The sequence below is a fragment of the Mycobacterium sp. genome (assembly GCF_035603715.1).
GTDB lineage: Bacteria > Actinomycetota > Actinomycetes > Mycobacteriales > Mycobacteriaceae > Mycobacterium.
In genome coordinates this window covers 1-20,044 of record NZ_DATNJW010000371.1, presented here as the reverse complement: position 1 = coordinate 20,044, position 20,044 = coordinate 1, and the positions used below count along the sequence as shown (strand labels likewise).

20 protein-coding genes and 2 pseudogenes are annotated in these 20,044 nt (G+C 65.8%); 10 read left to right on the top strand and 12 right to left on the bottom strand.

Going from position 1 to position 20,044, the window contains the following annotated elements:
• The 6 genes from VN856_RS15500 to egtE form a co-directional block, all read left to right on the top strand.
• Positions 1-190, top strand: a 190-nt coding sequence (locus VN856_RS15500; protein ID WP_325690525.1) for a sensor domain-containing protein, incomplete at its 5' end; no start/stop codon positions are given.
• A gap of 133 nt (positions 191-323) precedes the next feature.
• Positions 324-1,601, top strand: coding sequence for an ergothioneine biosynthesis glutamate--cysteine ligase EgtA (gene egtA, locus VN856_RS15495; protein WP_325690523.1), 1,278 nt, complete (start codon positions 324-326; stop codon positions 1,599-1,601).
• Entirely contained in the window at positions 1,598-2,902 is a 1,305-nt protein-coding gene (gene egtB / locus VN856_RS15490) for an ergothioneine biosynthesis protein EgtB (protein WP_325690521.1), read from the top strand. Before egtA ends, egtB begins: the two co-directional genes overlap by 4 nt.
• Complete coding sequence (gene egtC / locus VN856_RS15485; RefSeq protein WP_325690519.1) at positions 2,902-3,600, top strand: ergothioneine biosynthesis protein EgtC; 699 nt, start codon at positions 2,902-2,904, stop codon at positions 3,598-3,600. The genes egtB and egtC overlap by 1 nt, the downstream gene beginning before the upstream one ends.
• Entirely contained in the window at positions 3,600-4,565 is a 966-nt protein-coding gene (gene egtD, locus VN856_RS15480; RefSeq protein ID WP_325690516.1) for an L-histidine N(alpha)-methyltransferase, read from the top strand. Before egtC ends, egtD begins: the two co-directional genes overlap by 1 nt.
• A complete protein-coding gene (egtE, locus tag VN856_RS15475) occupies positions 4,562-5,695 on the top strand; it encodes an ergothioneine biosynthesis PLP-dependent enzyme EgtE (protein ID WP_325690514.1) in 1,134 nt (377 codons plus the stop codon). Before egtD ends, egtE begins: the two co-directional genes overlap by 4 nt.
• A 3-nt stretch (positions 5,696-5,698) precedes the next feature.
• Here the strand turns inward: egtE and VN856_RS15470 are convergent.
• From VN856_RS15470 to VN856_RS15450, 5 genes and pseudogenes are all read right to left on the bottom strand, one after another.
• Positions 5,699-5,914 (bottom strand): annotated as a pseudogene (locus tag VN856_RS15470) (SAM-dependent methyltransferase); the annotation flags it as partial.
• A gap of 166 nt (positions 5,915-6,080) precedes the next feature.
• Positions 6,081-6,242, bottom strand: a complete 162-nt coding sequence (locus tag VN856_RS15465; protein WP_325690512.1) for a PASTA domain-containing protein — start codon at positions 6,240-6,242, stop codon at positions 6,081-6,083.
• Positions 6,243-6,264: 22 nt separating this feature from the next.
• Positions 6,265-6,426 (bottom strand): hypothetical protein, encoded by a 162-nt coding sequence (locus tag VN856_RS15460; RefSeq protein ID WP_325690510.1) that lies wholly within the window; start codon positions 6,424-6,426, stop codon positions 6,265-6,267.
• A 42-nt stretch (positions 6,427-6,468) separates the two neighbouring features.
• The gene (locus VN856_RS15455; protein WP_325690508.1) at positions 6,469-7,401 is read right to left on the bottom strand and encodes a DUF2971 domain-containing protein; all 933 of its coding nucleotides are present in this window, start codon (positions 7,399-7,401) and stop codon (positions 6,469-6,471) included.
• A gap of 300 nt (positions 7,402-7,701) precedes the next feature.
• Entirely contained in the window at positions 7,702-9,180 is a 1,479-nt protein-coding gene (locus VN856_RS15450) for a glutamate--cysteine ligase (protein ID WP_325690506.1), read from the bottom strand.
• Between the two features lie 208 nt (positions 9,181-9,388).
• On the opposite strand from VN856_RS15450, the gene VN856_RS15445 reads away from it, so the two are divergent.
• Both VN856_RS15445 and glpK read left to right on the top strand, forming a co-directional pair.
• Positions 9,389-10,078: a hypothetical protein gene (locus VN856_RS15445; RefSeq protein WP_325690505.1), complete on the top strand. Its 690-nt coding sequence runs from the start codon at positions 9,389-9,391 to the stop codon at positions 10,076-10,078.
• A 22-nt stretch (positions 10,079-10,100) separates the two neighbouring features.
• Positions 10,101-11,648 (top strand): glycerol kinase GlpK, encoded by a 1,548-nt coding sequence (glpK, locus tag VN856_RS15440; protein WP_414686966.1) that lies wholly within the window; start codon positions 10,101-10,103, stop codon positions 11,646-11,648.
• 49 nt (positions 11,649-11,697) lie between these two features.
• On the opposite strand, the gene VN856_RS15435 is transcribed toward glpK, so the two are convergent.
• Positions 11,698-12,432, bottom strand: a complete 735-nt coding sequence (locus VN856_RS15435) for a PadR family transcriptional regulator (protein ID WP_325690504.1) — start codon at positions 12,430-12,432, stop codon at positions 11,698-11,700.
• Between the two features lie 149 nt (positions 12,433-12,581).
• Here VN856_RS15435 and VN856_RS15430 point away from each other — a divergent pair, with 149 nt between their 5' ends.
• Complete coding sequence (locus VN856_RS15430; RefSeq protein ID WP_325690502.1) at positions 12,582-12,974, top strand: hypothetical protein; 393 nt, start codon at positions 12,582-12,584, stop codon at positions 12,972-12,974.
• An 18-nt stretch (positions 12,975-12,992) separates the two neighbouring features.
• Here the strand turns inward: VN856_RS15430 and VN856_RS15425 are convergent.
• Positions 12,993-13,727, bottom strand: a pseudogene (locus VN856_RS15425) (RDD family protein); the annotation flags it as partial.
• A gap of 38 nt (positions 13,728-13,765) precedes the next feature.
• Here VN856_RS15425 and VN856_RS15420 point away from each other — a divergent pair.
• On the top strand, positions 13,766-14,758 hold the full coding sequence (locus VN856_RS15420) for a stage II sporulation protein M (RefSeq protein ID WP_325690500.1): 993 nt from the start codon (positions 13,766-13,768) through the stop codon (positions 14,756-14,758).
• A 1-nt stretch (position 14,759) separates the two neighbouring features.
• Here VN856_RS15420 and VN856_RS15415 read toward each other — a convergent pair whose 3' ends face one another.
• The 5 genes from VN856_RS15415 to VN856_RS15395 all read right to left on the bottom strand — a co-directional run.
• The gene (locus tag VN856_RS15415) at positions 14,760-16,082 is read right to left on the bottom strand and encodes a DUF58 domain-containing protein (protein WP_325690498.1); all 1,323 of its coding nucleotides are present in this window, start codon (positions 16,080-16,082) and stop codon (positions 14,760-14,762) included.
• Positions 16,082-17,065 (bottom strand): MoxR family ATPase, encoded by a 984-nt coding sequence (locus tag VN856_RS15410; protein WP_325690496.1) that lies wholly within the window; start codon positions 17,063-17,065, stop codon positions 16,082-16,084. The genes VN856_RS15415 and VN856_RS15410 overlap by 1 nt, the downstream gene beginning before the upstream one ends.
• Positions 17,062-18,207 carry a DUF4350 domain-containing protein gene (locus VN856_RS15405; protein WP_414686965.1) on the bottom strand — a complete coding sequence of 382 codons (1,146 nt, stop codon included), beginning with the start codon at positions 18,205-18,207 and terminating at the stop codon, positions 17,062-17,064. The genes VN856_RS15410 and VN856_RS15405 overlap by 4 nt, the downstream gene beginning before the upstream one ends.
• On the bottom strand, positions 18,189-18,842 hold the full coding sequence (locus VN856_RS15400) for a DUF4129 domain-containing protein (protein ID WP_325690492.1): 654 nt from the start codon (positions 18,840-18,842) through the stop codon (positions 18,189-18,191). Before VN856_RS15400 ends, VN856_RS15405 begins: the two co-directional genes overlap by 19 nt.
• Before the next feature lie 13 nt (positions 18,843-18,855).
• The coding region (locus VN856_RS15395; RefSeq protein ID WP_325690490.1) for a hypothetical protein at positions 18,856-20,044 on the bottom strand (1,189 nt) is incomplete at its 5' end.

Below are 20,044 nucleotides of genomic sequence, written 5' to 3'. Positions count from 1 at the left end.
CGACGGCGGGCCGGCCGCCCCGGCCGACGCGGCGTGGAGCAAACAGGAAGCCGGAACCGACCGCCGATGTTTCACCCAGACCCGTCTGCGGGAAAACGTCCTGCTGCAAGCGAAAGTCTGTCAGTCCGGCAATGGTGGCCCGGCGGTGAATGTGCTGGCCGGTGCCATGCAGAACGCGCTGGGGCAATAGCTGGCGGGAGCCGTCGGGAATATGTCGGTGCCGTCTGGAAGATGGAACGTTGTGACTATCGTTGGGTAGCCGCGCGCAACCAGCGGGCTCGATTTGTCGGGACCGCTGGCCTTGGCTCCGAAGGGACCGGATTATGGCGTTTGCCGTCGCGTCGCAGCTGGACCCCGCACGTCTCTCGGACGGTGAACTCGCCAGCGCGTCGGCTGCGGCGCAGCACATCGCCGAAAGCTGTCTGGCGGACGGGTCGACAGGGCGGGTCGGCCTCGAGATCGAGGCGCATTGCTATGACCCGACTGACCCATATCGGCGGCCGACCTGGGATGAAATCACCGAGGTTCTGGAGTCGCTTCCGTCGATGCCGGGTGGCAGCGTGGTCACCGTCGAGCCCGGCGGCGCGGTCGAGCTGTCCGGCCCGCCCGCGCTCGGTGCGACGACGGCGATCGAGGCGATCGCCGACGACCAGGCCGTGTTGGGCAAAGCCTTCGCCGCCGCCGGCCTGGGTCTGGTGGCGCTGGGCGCGGACCCGCTGCGACCGGCCAAGCGGATCAATCCTGGCGCGCGTTATGCCGCGATGGAGCAGTTCTTCACGGCCAGCCACACCGGCGTTGCGGGCGCGGCCATGATGACGTCGACGGCTTCGGTGCAGGTGAATCTCGACGCCGGTCCGCAAGCCGGCTGGGCCGACCGGGTGCGGCTGGCACACGCCCTCGGGCCCGTCATGGTGGCGATCGCCGCCAATTCGCCGCTGTTGAGCGGAGAATTCACCGGCTGGCGTTCGAGCCGGCAACGGGTCTGGAGTCAGCTCGACTCGGCCCGGTGCGGGCCGATCCTCACGGCCAGCGACGAGGATCCCGGCACCGACTGGGCGCGCTACGCGCTCAAGGCGCCGGTGATGCTGGTGCATTCGCCTGAGGCGGTGCCGGTCACCCGTCGCGTGCCGTTCGCCGACTGGGCTGACGGCCGCGAGCTGCTTGGCGGTCGTCGGCCAACCCAATATGACCTGGAATACCACCTGACCACGCTGTTTCCGCCGGTGCGTCCACGGAAGTGGCTGGAGATCCGCTACCTGGACGGCCTGCCCAGCGACGTGTGGCCCGCGGTGGTCTTCACGCTGGTGACGCTGCTCGACGATCCGGTCGCCGCGGCGCTCGCCGCCGAAGCGGTCGAACCGGTCGCCACGGCCTGGGACACCGCAGCCCGGATCGGGCTCGACGACCAACGCATCTTCTCGGCGGCCAACCGATGCGTCGCCATCGCGGCCGAACGCGCACCCGCTGAGCTTGCCGACGGGATGGAGCGCCTCGTCGAGGCGGTAGAGCAGGGCCGCTGTCCCGCCGACGATTTCGCTGACCGGGTGATCGAAAACGGCATCGCGGCAACGGTGGCCGAGCTGGCGCTAGGGGAACAGTGACGTCACGTGAAGCGCTGGTCCGCAATCTGCAGCGGGCTCGGATGAGAACCTTGCGGCTGGTGGATTTCGACGATGCCGAACTCCGTCGCCAGTACGACCCGCTGATGAGCCCGTTGGTCTGGGACTTGGCGCACATCGGCCAGCAGGAGGAACTGTGGCTGCTGCGCGGCGGCGACCCGGACCGGCCGGGAATCCTGTCCGGCGCGGTCGAAAACCTCTACGACGCCTTCGTGCATTCCCGCGCCAGCCGCGTCGACCTGCCGTTGCTGTCGCCTGGTGAGGCGCGGACCTACTGTCGCACCGTGCGGGCGGCGGCGCTCGATGCACTCGACCGACTACCCGACGAACCGGACCACAATTTCGTGTACGGGATGGTGGTCAGCCACGAGAACCAGCACGACGAAACGATGCTCCAGGCATTGAATCTGCGCACCGGCCCGCCGCTGCTGCTGGACGTCCGCACCCTCCCGCCCGGCCGGGCCAGGCTTGCCGGGACGTCGGTCGAGGTGCCCGGCGGCCCGTTCGTGCTGGGTGTAGACCGCGCCGATGAGCCGTTCTCGCTGGACAACGAACGCCCGGCCCACGTGGTGGACCTGCCGACGTTTCGCATCGGCCGCGTCCCGGTCACCAACGGCGAATGGCGGCAGTTCATCGATGACGGCGGCTACCGGGAGCCGCGGTGGTGGTCAGCGCGCGGCTGGAAGCATCGCCTGACCGAAGACCTGACCGCTCCGCAGTTCTGGAACGACGACGGGCAGAGCCGCACCCGGTTCGGCCATGTCGAGGACATCCCCGCCGACGAACCGGTCCAGCACGTCAGTTATTTCGAGGCCGAGGCCTACGCGGCTTGGGCCGGGGCTCGGCTGCCCACTGAACGCGAATGGGAGAAGGCGTGCGCATGGGACCCGCAGCGGGGCGCGCGCAGGCGCTATCCCTGGGGCGCTGCGGAGCCGTCGCCGGCCTACGCCAACCTCGGCGGCGACGCGCTGCGTCCGGCACCCGTCGGCGCGTATCCCGCCGGCGCGTCGGCCTACGGTGTCGAACAGATGCTCGGCGACGTCTGGGAGTGGACCAGCTCGGAACTGGAGCCGTGGCCGGGATTCACCCCGATGATCTACCAGCGTTACTCCGAGCCGTTCTTCGGCGCCGACTACAAGGTGTTGCGCGGTGGCGCATGGGCAGTCGAGTCGGCCATCGTTCGGCCCAGCTTCCGAAACTGGGATCACCCATACCGGCGGCAGATCTTCTCCGGTGTGCGGCTGGCGTGGTCCGTCGGCACCGACGCAGGGGATCGCCCCTGATGTGCCGCCACCTCGGCTGGCTGGGTCGCGAGACCTCAGTCTCCTCGCTGGTGCTCGACCCGCCGCATGGTCTGCGGGTGCAGTCGTATGCTCCGCGCCGACAAAAGCACGGGTTGATGAACGCCGATGGTTGGGGAGTGGGCTTTTTCGACGGGGCGACGCCGCGGCGTTGGCGCAGTCCCGCTCCGCTATGGGGAGATGTTTCTTTCGATTCCATCGCACCGGCGCTTCGAAGTCACTGCGTGGTGGCTGCGGTGCGGTCGGCTACCGTTGGTATGCCTATAGAAGCGAGTGCGACTGCGCCGTTCACCGACGGACGGTGGCTGCTGTCGCACAACGGAGTCGTCGACCGGGGCGTGCTGCCCAACAGCGCCGCCGCCGAATCCACCTGCGACAGTGCGATTCTCGCCGCGCTGATATTCGCTCGCGGGTTGGATGCGCTGGGGCAGACGATCGCTGAGGTAGGTGGCGACGATCCCAATGCACGGCTGAACATCTTGGCGAGCAACGGTTCTCGACTGCTCGCCACCACCTGGGGAGATACGCTGGCGATATTGCGACGTGATGACGGCGTCGTGCTGGCCAGCGAGCCGTATGACGACCAACCCGGCTGGGAAGACGTCCCCGACCGTCACCTCATCGAAGTCACCGCCGACCAGGTCACGTTGACCGCGCTGAACCCAACGAAGGGAAATTGATGACACTGACGTTGTCCAACCACCTGGCCGCGGACTCGGCATTCGAGGCACTGTGCCGTGATGTACGGGACGGGCTGCAGAGCTCCCCGAAGTCGTTGCCGCCCAAGTGGTTCTATGACTCAGTAGGCAGCGACCTGTTCGACCAGATAACCCGGCTGCCCGAGTACTACCCGACCCGCGCCGAGGCGGAGATCCTGCGGTCGCGCGCCGCGGAGATCGCGTCGGTCACCGGTGCCGACACGTTGGTCGAGTTGGGTAGTGGGACTTCGGAGAAAACCCGGGTGCTGCTGGACGCCCTGCGTGAGGGTGGTGCGCTGCGCAGGTTCGTGCCGTTCGACGTCGATGCAAGCATGCTGTCAGCTGCGGGAAGCGCGATCCAGTGCGAGTATCCGGGCGTCGAAATCTCTGCTGTCTGTGGTGATTTCGAAGAGCACCTGGCCAAAATCCCCAACGGCGGTCGTCGACTGTTCGTCTTCCTGGGCTCGACGATCGGAAACCTGGTCCCCGATGCACGCGCCGAGTTCCTCGCAACGCTGGCGGCCGTGCTGCAGCCCGGCGACAGCCTGTTGTTGGGCACCGACCTAGTCAAGGACACCACCAGGCTTGTGCAGGCTTACGATGACAGCGCCGGCGTGACGGCGCAGTTCAACCGCAATGTGCTCGCCGTGATCAACCGAGAACTCAACGCGGACTTCGATGTCGATGCGTTCCGCCATGTCGCAAGCTGGAACGCGGCCGAGGAGCGGATGGAAATGTGGCTGCGGTCCGAGCGGGCGCAGCGGGTGCGCATCGCTGCGCTGAACCTGTCCGTTGACTTCGCCGCCGGCGAACAGGTGCTCACCGAGGTGTCCTGCAAATTCCGGGCCGACGCGGTCGGCGACGAGCTGGCGCAGGCGGGTCTGCGACTCACCCGGTGGTGGACCGATGCCGCCGGCGATTTCGGGTTGTCGCTGTCGACGAAGTGAACGCCAGCCTGGCCGACGCCTGGCGGGAGGCCCGGCCGCCGGTCGCCGGGTTGCACTTGGACAGCGCCGCGTGTTCACGGCAGAGTTTCGCCGTGCTCGATGCGACTGCCAGGCATGCCAGACACGAGGCCGAGGTGGGCGGATACATCGCGGCGGAGGCGGCGATGCCCGTCCTCAACGCCGGACGCGCCGCGGTCGCTGCGCTTGCCGGCATGCCCGATGCAGAGGTGGTGTTCACCACGGGATCGCAGCACGCGCTGGACCTGTTGCTGTTCAGTTGGCCGGCCGGCGGCCGGACGCTGGCCTGCCTCCCCGGCGAATACGGTCCCAACCTGGCCCTGATGGCCGTGCACGGCTTCGCCCGCCGGACGCTGCCGACCGACGCCGACGGCCGGGTAGCGATGCACGACGCGGCGATCAGCCTGGCCGCCGAACCGCCGGACCTGGTGCATCTGACGGCGGTGGCCAGTCACCGCGGGGTGGTGCAACCGCTGAACGAGATGGCACAGCTGTGCCGCGACTTGGGGCTTCCGCTTGTCGTCGACGCCGCCCAGGCGCTCGGTCAGGTGGATTGTTCGGCGGGCGCCGACGTGGCCTACGCGTCGTCGCGCAAATGGATGGCCGGCCCACGCGGCGTCGGTGTGCTCGCCGTGCGCCCGGACCTGATGCAGAAGCTGAGTCCGCGACTACCGCCGCCGGAGTGGGCCGCGTCGCTGTCAAACGCCCAAAAGCTCGAGTTGGGTGAAGCCAATATCGCTGCGCGAGTGGGCTTCTCGGTAGCAGTCGGCGAACACGCCGCCTCGGGCCCGGCTGCGGTGCGGGCTCACCTGGCTGAATTGGGCCGGATCAGCCGGACCGTCCTCGCCGACGTGTCTGGGTGGCGGGTGGTCGAGGCGGTCGACGAGCCAAGCGCGATCACGACTTTGGCACCAACCGACGGCGCCGACCCGGCGAAGATCCGCGAGTGGCTGATCGCGGAACGTCGCATCGTCACCACGTATGCCGGAATCCAGCGGGCGCCGCTGGAGCTGACGACACCGGTGCTGCGGATTTCGCCGCACGTGGACACCACTGCCGAGGATCTGGAGACTTTCGCGTCGGCGCTCGTCGACGCCACCGCAATCGGATAGCGTCTAGCCGGCCTTGTGCGCGGTGAGCAGGTAAGCCGATAGCTTCATCCGGCCCTTCTCGTCACGGTCGTGTTCGGGCATCGGAACGTCCGAATCCGTCGGTGCAGGTGGAACATTCGCGTGTATGATCGCCGGCCTGATCTCGTCGATATGCCAATGCTTGCTCACCGCCGCGCGCAACTCGTCCTCGTCGACCTCGTTGGGCTTCTGCTCCCACTCGGGATGTTTTCAAAGCCGACATCGCAGGCGAAGTGTGTGACATGCAAGAGGTTGCATCGAAAGCCGTTGCAGCAGGATGAGTGGCTCAGCGGCGATAGTCGGTTCGCCGTGAGGTTACGGGCCGCTGAGTAGTCAACTGCGGTCTAGCAATTCGGATCGAACGTGGTCACTCCGGCGCGTTGGGATCGTTGACCACGGTCAGGCTGATCTTCTGGTTGCGCGGCAACATCGTGCCAGCAGGCGGCGACATGCTGGTGATCTTCCACGTATAGGCGATGTTCTCTGGATCGTTCGCCGCGTCGTGGCCGTCCGGCGCTGTCGCCACCACGGTGTCGAAGCTAGATGAGATCCTAATCGTTGGAGAGGTGGTTGAGCGAGTAGCCGATTGTCGGCGGCAGCGGCATCGGCCAGTGCATCGCCTGGCACATCTCCTCGCCGGTGATTGCGATTATCGTTGGGGCACAACCGATTCCGATAGCAACGACCGCACTGACCACCAAAGTCTTCGCCATCATATTGTGCTTCTCCCTGATTTACGGCTTCGTCCCGCGAAACTATCGCAAGCTCCTAAAGGGCGTCGGGGATACCTCGACGTCGACATGTTGGTATTGCGGATGCGTCAACAGAAAGTGACGGATTGAAGCCTCTCTCGGTGATGCAAATTCGCCTGGCCCAATGACTATCGCTTTGATGCTGTCGTACGCGAAGGACAGGTCAACGCGGGGAACCAGGCCGAGCCTGCCGGGATGGTAGTGGCATGCATCAATGGCGTCGTTGGTGGGAGAAAACGGTACCAACGCGGTCGCTCGAAACTCCTTCTCTTCGCGGAATGCGCGATCCTTAACACGTGCAGATAGTCCGACCAATTTGGCTAGCGCGGTGTCGACCGGCCCTCGGTTCGGGCTCGGGAAGTCCTTCTCCAGCACGACCTTTTGCGTTAGCAAAGCCTCGCTCATTTCGAATACGACACCGCGTATTTCGTCCTTAAGGCGCTCGTTGTCGTACTTCACTTCGAACACGGATACTTGGTCCGATATGTGCATGTCTTCGGGCGGCTTCTCGGGAAGACGCTTCAGCGACTCTCGGAGCTTGGCGGGATCGAACTTGATGGCATAGCCGCCGTCGCCGCCGTATCCGCGCCATTGGCTAAGGAGGTCGCCTTCCGCGCAGAAACAGGTGGCGTACAAACCTCCATAACGGTACATGTATAACCACCGTTCGAGCAGCAGCGGGAACTTCTCGCGGATGTCATCGAAAAGTAGCTTGAGCGCGTCGAAGTTATTCGGATAATTCTCAGGCGCACTGGAGATTGTGCCCCAGAGAACTTCTAGGTATTTAGCCGTCTCGCCAGCCCCGTGCAGAACCTCGCGCGAATCGTTAAGGAAGCTGACGTGAGTTGCCCAGAGCCTGGCTGAGGTGAGAATTCCTATCAGTCCGCCGACATCGGTGTAGTGGTAGAGATCCTCGGGCAGCGAATCTGGCGGCATAGGCGGTTCCCCTCGGGCTTGCTGACTTCGCCGCGTGACTCTACCGATGCCGCCGAGATGAGGTGGACGGATCCAGTACACGGACACCAGTGGCTACCTCATCGTGATACCCGCTAGTCCCGACGGATCGGACGGCCCTTCGATCATCGACGCCAGTGAGAAGTCCGGCGTCACCAACTTCCACGCCGATGGACCGGTCACCCTCCATATCAAGAACGGGGGGAGTGGTCGCTGCGCTTCGTTCCGCTGTCGTGACGTTGCGACTTTTCCGTGCGGAGGGGTGCAGTGCGCTGACACAACCTACTCCGGCACTTCCCAGCTATGGACCGGCTCGTTGGTGTGCATGTGATCGCAGTACCGCCGCAGCATCTCGGCCAGCGCCGCAGGCCGGGTCAAGCCGCGTCGCTGCAGCGCGCGCACGGTCGATACCTGCCAGCCCGCGCCGTTGCGACCCGCGCGGGCTCGGCCTTCGATCACGCCGAGCAGCCGGTCGCGCACGGCAGCGGCGACACCCCAGCTGTCCAGCCCGTGATGTGCCATCGGCAGCAGCTTGCCGATCACCAACTCCTCGGTGGTGACGGTGCCCAGCCCAGGCCAGAACAGGCTCGCCTGCATGCCATGGCGGGCCGCTTCGAGGAAATTATGTTGAGCCGCATCGAATCTCATCTTCGTCCAGACCGGGCGATCATCTTCGGTCAGCGTGCGCAGCATGCCGTAGTAGAAGGCAGCGTTGGCCAGCATGTCGACGACCGTCGGCCCGGCGGGTAGCACGCGGTTCTCCACCCGCAGGTGAGGCCGTCCCGCGACGACGTCGTACACCGGGCGGTTCCACCGATAGACGGTGCCGTTGTGCAGGCGCAGTTCCGCCAGCTGCGGGGTGCGCCCGGCCGCCAGTTCGGCGACCGGATCCTCATCGGACACCTCCGGTAACAGCGACGGGAAGTAGCGAACGTTCTCCTCGAACAGATCGAAGATCGAGGTGATCCAGCGTTCGCCGAACCACACCCGAGGCCGCACCCCTTGGGTTTTCAGTTCGTCCGGCCGGGTGTCGGTGGACTGGGCGAACAGTTCGATGCGGGTCTCCGACCACAGCTGGTGAGCGAAGAAATACGGGGAGTTGGCACCCAGCGCCAGCTGCGGCCCGGCCAGCACCTGCGCGGCGTTCCAGTTGCTGGCGAACCCTTCGGGCGACACTTGTAGGTGCAACTGCATACTGGTGCAAGCTGATTCGGGAGCGATCGACGTCGAGTTGATGCTGAGCGGCTCGGGTCCGTCGATATCGATCTGCATGTCTTCGCCACGGGCGTTGAAGATCGAGTCGTTGAGCGCCGCATACCGGGACGACTCGCTCATCCATCCGCTGGCGAGGTGTTCGGGCATCAGGGTGGGCAGTATCCCGATCATGACGATGTGGGCTCCGCCGGCGCTGGCCTTGGTCTCGGCGGCATTCAAACTGGCGCGCACCTCGTCTTCCAGCTGCACGCCGGCGTGACCGCCCAGCGGCCGGGGCGGGACGTTGAATTCGATGTTGTACGCGCCTAATTCGGTCTGATACGCCGGGTCGGCGATGGCAGCCAGGACGTCGGAGTTGGTCATCGCCGGCTGATAACCGTCATCGACCAGATTGCATTCGATTTCCATCCCGGTGAGCGGGTGGTCGAACTCGAAGCTGGACTGCGCGAGCATCGTTTCGAAGACATCGAGGCACAGTTGCACCTTGCGTCGGTACTGCTGTCGGTCGACGCGTGAGTAGGTGGTGCGCTTGACGTCTTTGCCCACTACGCAGATGCAACCGTTTTACGCACCGCGCCGCAACCGATCGGCCAAATGAACTGACCTGCTGCCCAATTGCCGATGCGTGCACAGCGCGTGAATCAGTTGTCATGCGCTATTGACGCGCGTGTCCGATAATTGCAACAATCTCAGCTCAGTCTTACATGATTCACAGGGAGATTCCGGGGGAAAGATGAGCCGTACGCATCGCCGCATGACGAGCGTGGTTGGAGTCGCTTTCGGTGCCCTGCTGGCGTCGCCGTTGATCGCGCTGGGCGCCGGATCTGTCGCGCGCGCCGACGACCTGGTGGGCATCGGGCCGTTCGCGATCGGCGGATATAACGACACTCTCACCTACGACTCAACAAACTTGGCGTTCGACAACTACACCACCGGGACGCTCGGCTCGAGCCCGTTCGATCTCGACGTCTATCAGGGCCCCATGGGATCGAACAGCGCTGAGTACGTCTTCACGATTCCGCTGCTGTTCCAGGGTGGTATCGATGATGTCAACGGAACCAGCACACCGTTCTACTCGTTCAACCCGTTCGACTTCGTCAGTCCCGACGCCGGCTTGGTCACCCTCGGTGGTGCGCCCTCCACCGATGGCATCGTCACTATCGGACCGTTTGCGATCGGCGGGTCCACAGATACCTTGAGCCTCGACTCAGCCGGAGCGTTCGACAACTACCTCGTCGGGTCCTTCGATTCGACGACGTTTGACCTCGACATCTTTTCCGCCGGCCCGGGATCGGACACATCCGAAGTCCTGTTCACGATTCCCTCGCTATTGCAGGTCGGCTTTGACGACGTCGGCGGCGTGATCACGCCGATCGACTCGTTCGCTCCCGTGGACGCGTTCGCTCCCGACATCGGCCTACTAGATCTCGTAAACAGTCTCTAACCGACTGCTTCCCGCGTAGTCCATGATGGACACGATCGCGGGAGGAGAACAATTGGCCGAGTTCGTCGCTTCGATCGACCAGGGCACCACCAGCACTCGCTGCATGATCTTCGACTGTGACGGCGCCGAGGTGGGCCGCCATCAACTCGAGCACGAGCAGGTCCTGCCGCAGGCCGGATGGGTCGAGCACAATCCGATCGAGATCTGGGAGCGCACGACATCGGTGTTGATGTCGACGCTCAATGCGACCAATCTGTCGTCCAAAGACATTGTTGCACTGGGAATCACGAACCAGCGCGAGACGACGCTGGTCTGGAATCGACGCACGGGCCGGCCGTACTACAACGCGATCGTCTGGCAAGACACCCGCACCGACCGGATCGCGTCGGCGCTGGACCGCGATGGTCGCGGCGACGTGATCAGGCACAAAGCGGGCTTGCCGCCGGCGACCTATTTTGCCGGCGGCAAACTGCAGTGGATTCTCGACAACGTCGAGGGTGTGCGCGCCGCGGGCGAGAGCGGCGACGCGGTTTTCGGCACCATCGACACCTGGCTGTTGTGGAATCTGACCGGTGGCTCCCGTGGCGGGGTACACGTCACCGACGTCACCAATGCCAGCCGGACCATGCTCATGGACCTGGAGACTTTGGACTGGGACGACGAGCTGCTGTCGTTTTTCGGCATCCCGCGGACGATGCTCCCGTCCATCGCGTCGTCATCGCCGCGTCAGCCCTACGGTGTCACGACGCCCGACGGGCCTCTCGGCGGCGAGGTGCCGATCACTGGAATTCTCGGGGACCAGCACGCAGCGATGGTCGGCCAGGTCTGTCTGCGGCCCGGCGAGGCCAAAAATACCTATGGCACAGGCAATTTCCTGCTACTGAACACCGGCGAACAGATCGTCCGGTCGCAAAATGGTCTGCTGACCACCGTGTGCTATCAGTTCGGCGACGCGAAACCTGTTTACGCCCTGGAAGGTTCGATCGCTGTCACCGGGTCGGCCGTGCAATGGCTACGGGATCAACTGGGCATCATCAGCGGGGCGGCCCAGAGTGAGGCGCTGGCCCGGCAGGTCGACGACAACGGTGGGGTGTATTTCGTTCCGGCATTCTCGGGATTGTTCGCGCCGTATTGGCGCTCCGATGCCCGCGGCGCGATCGTTGGATTGTCGAGGTTCAACACCAACGCGCACTTGGCCCGCGCGACCTTGGAGTCGATCTGCTATCAGAGCCGCGACGTGGTCGACGCGATGCAGGCTGATTCGGCTGTGCGCCTTGAGGTTTTGAAGGTCGACGGCGGGATCACCGCCAACGACCTGTGCATGCAGATCCAGGCTGACGTCCTTAATGTCGACGTGGTGCGTCCGGTCGTCGCCGAGACGACCGCACTGGGAGCGGCCTACGCGGCGGGTCTGGCGGTCGGCTTCTGGGCTGACCCGAACGAATTACGGGCCAACTGGCGCGAAGGCAAGCGGTGGACGCCGCAGTGGACCGATGAACAGCGCTCGACTGGCTATGCGGGATGGCGAAAAGCCGTGCAGCGCACCCTCGACTGGGTCGAAGTGTCCTGACGCCAACAGTGGGGACCGGCAAGTGCCGGCCCCCACCGTCGCGGTGTGATCAGTCGTCGTCTTCGGCGAGAATCGTGTAGATCTCGCGGCGAGCGTTGTTGACGATCTCGATGATGCGCTGCTGCTGCTCGGTGCTGGCGGCGTGCGCGGATTGCGCTACGGCCCCGAACAATTGGCCGACAGCTGCCCGCAGGTTGAGATGCGCGGGGTCTACCCCGTCGGCGATCTCGTCCCACGGCGGGGTCGCGACCTTCTCCGCGGCCTCTCTGCCGGCGTCGGTCAACTGGAACAGCTTCTTGCTGCCCTCGCTTTCCGAGGCGACAATCAGTCCCTCGTCGACCAGCAGTTGCAGGGTCGGGTAGACCGAGCCGGGGCTCGGCTTCCACAGGTCCTGGCTCCGCTCGGCGACCTCCTGGATGATTTCGTAGCCGTGCATCGGCCGCTCGGCGAGCAGCACCAGGATGGCGGCGCGAACGTCACCACGGCGGCCGCGCCGGCCGTGGCCGCCGCGTCGTCCGCCGCGTCCGGCCGGGCCGAAGCCGGGACCGAAGCCACCGGGGCCGAAGCCACCGGCACCGAAGCCGCGTCCGAACCCTCGGCCGAAGCCGGGCCCGAACGGCCCGTCATGACCGGCGTCGTGACCGCGGACTAAGTCCCGGAACTCGCGACGGGCTTGCCTGCGCTGTTCGTGGAATGCGCGGCGGTCCTGGGGTGCGAATCCGAAGCCCGACGGCCCCGGCCCACCCGCGAATGGCCCGCCCACATGGGGAAATGGGTTACTCATGGGATTTTCTCGTTTCTGGAAAGATAGCGCCGGATGCGCTACCGATACGACGACGATATATCGGAAGCTATCGTTATGCAAGGTTGAATTTCGAGCCGGCGCGTCCGTCGGCGGTTTGCGGACGCCAGCCGCGGGGTAGCACCTCACCCATGAGCCAGGAAAACGTGCACGTAAAGGCCGACATGGGCGGTGGCCGCGACGCACTGGCCGAGCCAGGTGGCACCGACCGCGACAAGCGCGTGCGGCTATGGGTGAACTGGGGGCTGGCGCTGCTCGCGGTCGTGGGTGCGGGCGTCGTGATGGTGTTCGCGTTGGGTGCGGTCATGAGCACCGCCGCCTGCAGCGATAAGGCGTGCCCCAACCTGGGGCCGAACGGGATCAGCTTCGACATGCTCTTCTACGGCGCACCGGTCGTTGCGGCCGTGGCGGTCGTGGTCTCATTCTTCACCGCCAAGCGCCGATGGGGATTCGTGATTCCCGTGATTGCGATCGCGCTGCTGATCGCCGACGTCGCTATCCTCGCCACCACAGTCGCGCAGTAGCGCCGGGAGCTAAAAGCGGCGCAACCGGGTGAGTTCTCGGCGGTGTCGCTCCGCGAGTACGGCGGCCAGGGCCAGTTGGGGTGGAGTCCCGGGCGGCGGCGGAGGAGCCACCCGATTGAACACGTCGCTGGCGATCCGGTAGGCCATCTGGTCGCGCACCTGCGGGTCGAGTTGCATTGCCCGCGTTAGGAATTGACGCGCGATCTCAGCTTGTTCAGCGCTCAGGCCGGACAGCTGCAGCGACGTGGCCCACCAGGCCAGCTGCGGCGGCATGCTGGGTGGCGGGCCCGCCTTCGGCGCGCGCTCGCTGATCACCACTGTGCCGGCAAAGATGTCACCGATCCGCTTGGCTTTTGGTGACAGCATGCTGCAGATGACCGCGGGGCTGCCGAACAACCCCCATATCTCGACGATCGATGCCAACGCTCGAAACAGGGCCTGACGGAAGCGCTCCGGCCCGCCGTCGTCGGACACCACGCGCAGACCCATCGCCATTTTGCCGAGTGTTCGACCGCGTGTGGCGGTCTCGAAGACCAGCGGATACCCGACGAAGACCAGTACGGTGAAGATGATCATGATCGCCGCGGTCACTGCGTCGTCGAAATGGGTCAGCGCGCCCGCCCACAACACCAACGCCACCAGGTAGCCCACCAGGATGACGGCGATGTCGATAAGTGCACTCACCGCGCGCACCGGTAGTTGCGCAACCCGAACGTCGAGCACCACGGCGTCCCCGGTCACCACTTCCGACATACAGCGAACGGTACCCCGGCTTGACTAGTGTTTACCCCGTGGACGTCGACGCGTTCGTGCTCGCACATCGCGATACCTGGGATCGGCTCGAGCAACTGGTGAAGAACCGTCGCCGGCTCGACGGTGCCGAGGTTGACGAACTGGTGGAGCTCTACCAGCGGGCCTCGACGCATCTGTCGATGCTGCGCTCCGCGTCCTCCGATTCGGCACTGGTCGGAAGGCTTTCGAGTCTGGTCGCGCGGGCCCGAGCCGCGGTCACCGGCGCTCACGCGCCGCTGTCGAGCGAGTTCACCCGGTTCTGGACGGTGTCGTTTCCGGTAGTGGCGTACCGCGCGTGGCGGTGGTGGCTGGCGACGGCGGTGGTGTTCTTCGCCGTCGCGACGGTGATCGCCATGTGGGTCATGGGCAGCCCAGAAGTGCAGTCCACCATCGGAACACCCAGTGAAATCGACGAATTGGTGAACCACGACTTCGCCTCGTACTACAGCGAGCATGCGGCCGCCGCGTTCGCATTGCACGTGTGGGTGAACAACTCCTGGGTGGCGGCGAAGTGCATCGCGTTCTCCGTCGTGCTGGGCGTGCCAATTCCGTTCGTGCTGTTCGCCAACGCCGCCAATCTCGGGGTCGTTGCCGGTCTGATGCTTCAGGCCGGCAAGGCCGACGTGTTGTTGGGATTGCTCCTCCCGCATAGCTTGTTGGAGCTGACGGCGGTCTTCCTGGCCGGTGCGGTCGGCATGCGGCTGGGCTGGTCGGTGATCTCGCCGGGCGATCGCCCGCGTGGGCAGGTGCTGGCCGAGCAGGGCCGAGCCGTGATGTCGGTCGCGGTGGGTTTGGTTGCGGTGCTGTTCGTTTCGGGTGCAATCGAGGCGTTCGTCACCCCGTCCTCGTTGCCGACCTTCCTGCGTATCGGCATCGGAGTGCTGGCTGAGGTGGGCTTTTTGGCCTACATCGTTTATTTCGGCCGCCGTGCGGTGCGGGCCGGCGACACCGGTGACATTGCCGATGCGCCCGACGTGGTGCCGACCCGGTGAGCTACAGCCGCCCGGTGGCTTTCATCGCCAGATAGCGGTCGGCAAGTGCCGGCGCGAGTTCGGTAGGTAGTGAGTCGACAACCTCCACCCCGTTGTGGCGCAGCCGAGAAGCTATCGCCCACCGCTCGTTACGAGAGCGTTCGGCCGCGGCCGCGTCGTACACGGCGGCCGCGTCGGAACGTCCGGCGGCGAGTTGGTCGATGCGTGGATCGGTGACTGCAGCGACGATCACGTGGTGCTTGGCCGACAGCTGGGGAAGTACCGGCAGAAGACCCTCGTCGAGGGCGCTGGCGTTGAGGTCGGTCATCAGCACCACCAACGCTCGACGTCGTGCGCGACGCATGACCGCGGAAACCATTGCCGTGGCGTCGGATTCGATGAGCGCCGGATTGAGCGGCGCCATCGCCTCGACCAGGCGGCCCAGCAGTTCTGTGCGTGACGCGCCGAATACGCCGGTCTGGGTGGTCCGGTCGTGGGCGAGGAAGTCGACGTGGTCGCCGGCTCGCGAGGCGAGTGCCGCCAGCAGCAGCGCCGCATCCATGGACCAGTCCAACCGGGGCCAGCCGCCGGGGTCGGCGGCCGTCGGGTCGACTCCGACGCGACCGGCGGACGTTCGTCCGGTGTCGAGGACGATGATCACTCGCCGGTCGCGCTCCGGCCGCCAGGTCCGGACCACGACGTCGGCGCGCCGGGCGGTCGCTCGCCAGTCGATGGAACGCACGTCGTCGCCGACCACATACTCACGCAGCGAGTCGAATTCGGTTCCCTGGCCGCGGGTGAGGGTCGGCAGCAGACCGTCGATCTCCCGCAGCCTGGCCAGGCGTGACGGCAGGTGCTTGCGGGACAGGAACGGCGGCAGCACCCGCACCCGACCGGGTACCGGCCGCGATTTCTGCCGCCCCGCGAGTCCCAGTGGACCGATCGAGCGCGCCGTCACTGCCGCCGATTGCTGATCGCCGCGGCGGATCGGCCGCAAGCAGGTATCTATCCGTTGGACTTGACCGGCAACGATATCGACAGCGTGCGTTGGCGGTTCGGCCTGCGCGCTGGGCGGCCAGGCGTCGCGAACCCGGCCACGAAATCGTCGTCGACCGCCGTTGTGGATCAGCAGGCCGAGGTTCACTGATTCACCAAGCCGAACCGATCCGTTCGGCAAGCGGGTGTACAGGAGCCTGGACGGGCTTGCTGCCAAGCCGACGTCCGCGATAACCGCGGCCGCCAGCAGTGCCAGCAGCACCGCGAAAGTTGCGGCCGGGCTGGGTGATAGCGCAATCGGTAAAACGCACAACAGTGCGATCAGGCCGGTGCGCCCGGTTAAAATCACTAGCGTGGCACCGGAACCGATGCCAAGATGCCATCGAGCACGCCATCGGTGTTGGCGCCCTCCAACTCCGCCTCCGGCCGGAGCATCACCCGGTGTCTCAGCGTCGGGCGGGCCATCGCCTTCACGTCGTCGGGCGTGACGTAGTTGCGTCCGGACAGCCAGGACCACGACCGTGCCGTGGCCAGCAAAGCGGTTGCGCCGCGCGGTGATACGCCCAACTGCAATGCGGGTGAGTGGCGAGTCGCACCGACGATGTCGACGATGTAGCCGAGCACCTCGTCGGCCACCAGTACCCGGCGGACCGCATCGCGACCCGCGGCCAACTCCGCCTGCCCGGCGACCGGCCGGATCGCCGACAGGTCGCGCGGGTCGAAGCCGTGTGCGTGCCGGCCAAGGATGGCAATCTCGGCGTCGCGCGGCGGCAGCGGCACATCCAGCTTCAGCAGAAACCGGTCGAGCTGTGCTTCGGGCAACTGGTAGGTGCCCTCGTACTCGATCGGATTTTGCGTCGCCGCGACGATAAACGGATCGGGTAGTGCTCTGGGTTCGCCGTCGACGGTGACCTGACGTTCTTCCATCGCCTCCAGCAGTGCCGCTTGCGTCTTCGGTGGTGTGCGGTTGATTTCGTCCGCCAGCAGGAGATTGGTGAAAACCGGGCCGCTGCGAAAGGTGAACGCGGCGGTGCGGGTGTCGTACACCAGCGATCCGGTGACATCGCCCGGCATCAGGTCCGGGGTGAACTGCACACGCTTGAAGTCCAGTTGCAACGCCGCGGAAAGAGACCGGACCAACAGCGTCTTCGCCACGCCCGGAACACCTTCGAGCAGAACGTGACCGCGGCATAGCAGCGCGATCACCAGCCCGGTGATCACCGCGTCCTGCCCCACGACGGCTTTGCCGATCTCGGCTCGTAGCGCGAGCAGCGCATGGCGGGCCGCCTGCGCCGGCGGTGGCTGAGCGGCGCCTTTGGGCGGTTGATTCATAGGTGCGTGACCTGCCTTTCGATGTCATCGAGTGCGCGGGTGAGCTGGATCAAGTCAGAGTCGGTGGCCGGCGGTGGGCCAAACAGGATGTGCCACAGTGATTCCGGGTCCGATCTGCCGTGTTGAGCAATCGCGAGTATTACCGCCGGAGGTGGAGTGTTCACGCCCAGACCGAGTCGGGGGAGCATGCGCTGTAGTGCCGCGCTGCGCAGTGCTTGCGCGGCCCGGTCTCGGGCCCGCCGCGATCGATACAGCCGACCGCGTCCTTCGACCGTCTCCGACGCGCGTACGACCACGGGCAGCTTTTCAGCGACCAGCGGCCCGATCCGTCGGCTCTTCCATAATGCGATCAGCGCTACCGTCAGCCACAGCTGTGCGACCATCCAGATCACGTTGTCGGGGATCAGGTCGAAAATCTTTCCCTTGCCAGATGTTCCACCCTCGATGTGCTGCGGTGCGTACCACACCAGGCGAGGATGCTGGCCGGCGAGGTTCATCGCCAGTGCGGCGTTGCCTGCCCGCAACAAACTCCCGTTGGTCATAAAGTCGGTGCTGCCGACGACAGTGACCGTGCGGTCGCCGTCGCGATAACGGACCAGCGCTCCGCCATAGCAGCTACTCACGGTTTTGTCGCCGACGGCGCGGAACGTGTTCGACGGCCCGAAGTCCACCGCCCCCGCCTGATCCGCTTCTCGCAGAGCGCAATCCGGCTGGGTATCCGAGGTACTGGCGCCCCCGCTGCGGATACCTGGGGAGAGCGCTGCGCGGGCATGCGAGGTCGGTTCGACCAACAACAAATCGCCTGGCGCGTCGGCCAGCCTCTTCAGTAACTCCTCGGTGGAGACGCGCTGCGTCTGCGCGAACAACAGCAGTGTTCCAGGGCGTGCCGCGTCCGCGGCGTCGTGAACGCTGTTGGCCACGACGACGGTGACGCCGTGCTCCCGAAGCAGCGCTATCAGCGCGTGCGCGCCTTCGGGTCCCGTCGACTCGGGATCCATCTGCCCACCCGGCCGCGGCGCGGTCAGGGACGTGCCGATTGCGGCGACGGCGCAGATCGCGACCAGCGCGGGTAACACCCACCGCCACGATCGGCGCCGTATCGGGCGTGGTACCTGAGCGACCGTCACCGGACTCGGGCCCACGAGTCGGCCGGGCGTTGCCCGGCGGGCCCGGGTCGGGTTGCTGCCGGACCGAATCGGAGGTGGTCGTCGAGATCCACGATCATCTGGTAAGCGGCCGGCGTGCCCGGCCTTTCGCCATAGGTGACGTCGTTGAATGCGGTTGCCGACTGCGACAATTCGGCGGCCAACGCAGGTATGCGTTCGGCGGCGTCCTCGGCCAGTTCATTGGCGGTGCGACCGGGAGCCGGGTCCAACGTGCCGCTCTCCTCGAGAGCGCGAGCCACTGCGCGCAGCCGATGACGAATCGCCGCAGTCCAATTTTGCTCGGCGGCAAACTGTTCGGCGATAGCGCGATGCTGAGCCGCCGTGAGCTGACCGGCGTCAAACACTTGGTAGTCACCACCGCGATGGGTACGGATGGTCCGTTGCGCGATGCGAATGGCCACCACGATCGCGACGATCAGCAGGGTGAGCAGGACGCTGACGGTGAACCACCCGCCGGGCATTGACGAGCCTTTCTCGATCAAGCGGTACAACAGCTCGTGAATCCACTCGTGGACCCGCTGCGCCACCGAGCCTTTGGGGTAGACCGGCTTGTCGAGTTCGCGCTGGGCAGCCTCGTGCGCGGGGTCGCGGCCGATGTCGATAGCGGGCATCCTCGAGTGGTCCCTATACCGGCCGGGATAGCCAGAGGTAGTCGCTCGACCCGATTGTCGCGGGCCCGCCGGCGGCGCCGGTCTGAAGCACCAGATCGAATGCCTCGCTGCGGATCCGGCGATCCGCGTAGAGCAGGACATCCACGCCTGCGCTGAACGGGGCGGTGATGATTTGGCCGATCGCCGATCCGACGGCCCCCACCGTCAAGCCGAGCAGCACCGGGACGGTGGGTCCGTCGAGCAGATTACCCACGAGCTCGAACGGTACGGCGATGGCGCCCGCGATCAACGTGACCACCAGCCAGGTCAACACACGAATACTGAGTACTCGCCAAAAGCTGTTGTGTACCAACGTGAATGATCGCCTGATCGCACCGGTCACCGGCAATCGTTCCAACACGATCAGCACCGGCGCGAATGACAGCGCCGTGTACAGATAAATCAGCGCCGCGACCGACATCAGCACCAGCGGAAAGCCGAGGATGACCGTGGCTCCCGCGTTACCGGCGGCAGCGATGGCTCCCACGATGACGCCCACGCTGCCGCAGAGCAGTATCAACCCGGCGAGCTCCAGTGCCACCAGCCCGATCAATGCGGGCAGCCGTCCGCGAATCCTGGCCCACGTCTCGCCGGCGCCGATTGTCGAGCCGAACACTGCGCGGCCGACGATGACCGCGAGCATGCCGGTCAGCAGGGTGCCGGATAACCACCCGACCAGCCCGCTGAGACTTCCCGCGAGTGCCCAGGCCCCGACGTCGCCCCCGGTGAGTTCGTCGGGCGGGGCGGTGCTCAGTCGGCTGGCCGCGGCCAGGGGTCCGAGCGTGGCGGCGAGGGTCAAGAGTTGCGTGATCACGACGACCACAGCCGTCAGTCCCAACGTGACTCTGGCGTTGGCCCGGATGTAGACGGCCGCGCCGTTGTAGATGTCGCTCAGGCTCAACGGCCGCAACGGGATGATCCCGGGCGCCCACGCCCTGCGGACCTGCGGAGGGTAGCCGGGCTGCGGGTAGCCCGGGGGCGGGTAGCCGGCTGCGGGCTGCCAGCCATAGCCCGGCTGTTGATAGCCCGGCGGCGGGTAGCCGGGTTGCGGTGGGTAGCCGGGCGTGGGTTGCCAGTGGCGGCCCGGTGCCGGATAGCTCATTGGCGGATAGCCCGGCTGTGGGTACGCGGCGGGAGGGTAGCCGATCGGCGGGTAACCGCTA

Bases quoted from the DNA above. Each gene is read 5' to 3' on its own strand.
- VN856_RS15455 (WP_325690508.1), bottom strand. From the start codon at position 7,401: ATGCCGCCAGATTCGCTGCCCGAGGATCTCTACCACTACACCGATGTC.
- VN856_RS15410 (WP_325690496.1), bottom strand. From the start codon at position 17,065: ATGAATCAACCGCCCAAAGGCGCCGCTCAGCCACCGCCGGCGCAGGCG.
- glpK (WP_414686966.1), top strand. From the start codon at position 10,101: ATGATGGACACGATCGCGGGAGGAGAACAATTGGCCGAGTTCGTCGCT.
- VN856_RS15400 (WP_325690492.1), bottom strand. From the start codon at position 18,842: ATGCCCGCTATCGACATCGGCCGCGACCCCGCGCACGAGGCTGCCCAG.
- egtD (WP_325690516.1), top strand. From the start codon at position 3,600: ATGACACTGACGTTGTCCAACCACCTGGCCGCGGACTCGGCATTCGAG.
- VN856_RS15445 (WP_325690505.1), top strand. From the start codon at position 9,389: ATGACGAGCGTGGTTGGAGTCGCTTTCGGTGCCCTGCTGGCGTCGCCG.
- VN856_RS15430 (WP_325690502.1), top strand. From the start codon at position 12,582: ATGAGCCAGGAAAACGTGCACGTAAAGGCCGACATGGGCGGTGGCCGC.
- egtA (WP_325690523.1), top strand. From the start codon at position 324: ATGGCGTTTGCCGTCGCGTCGCAGCTGGACCCCGCACGTCTCTCGGAC.
- VN856_RS15460 (WP_325690510.1), bottom strand. From the start codon at position 6,426: ATGGCGAAGACTTTGGTGGTCAGTGCGGTCGTTGCTATCGGAATCGGT.
- VN856_RS15435 (WP_325690504.1), bottom strand. From the start codon at position 12,432: ATGAGTAACCCATTTCCCCATGTGGGCGGGCCATTCGCGGGTGGGCCG.
- egtC (WP_325690519.1), top strand. From the start codon at position 2,902: ATGTGCCGCCACCTCGGCTGGCTGGGTCGCGAGACCTCAGTCTCCTCG.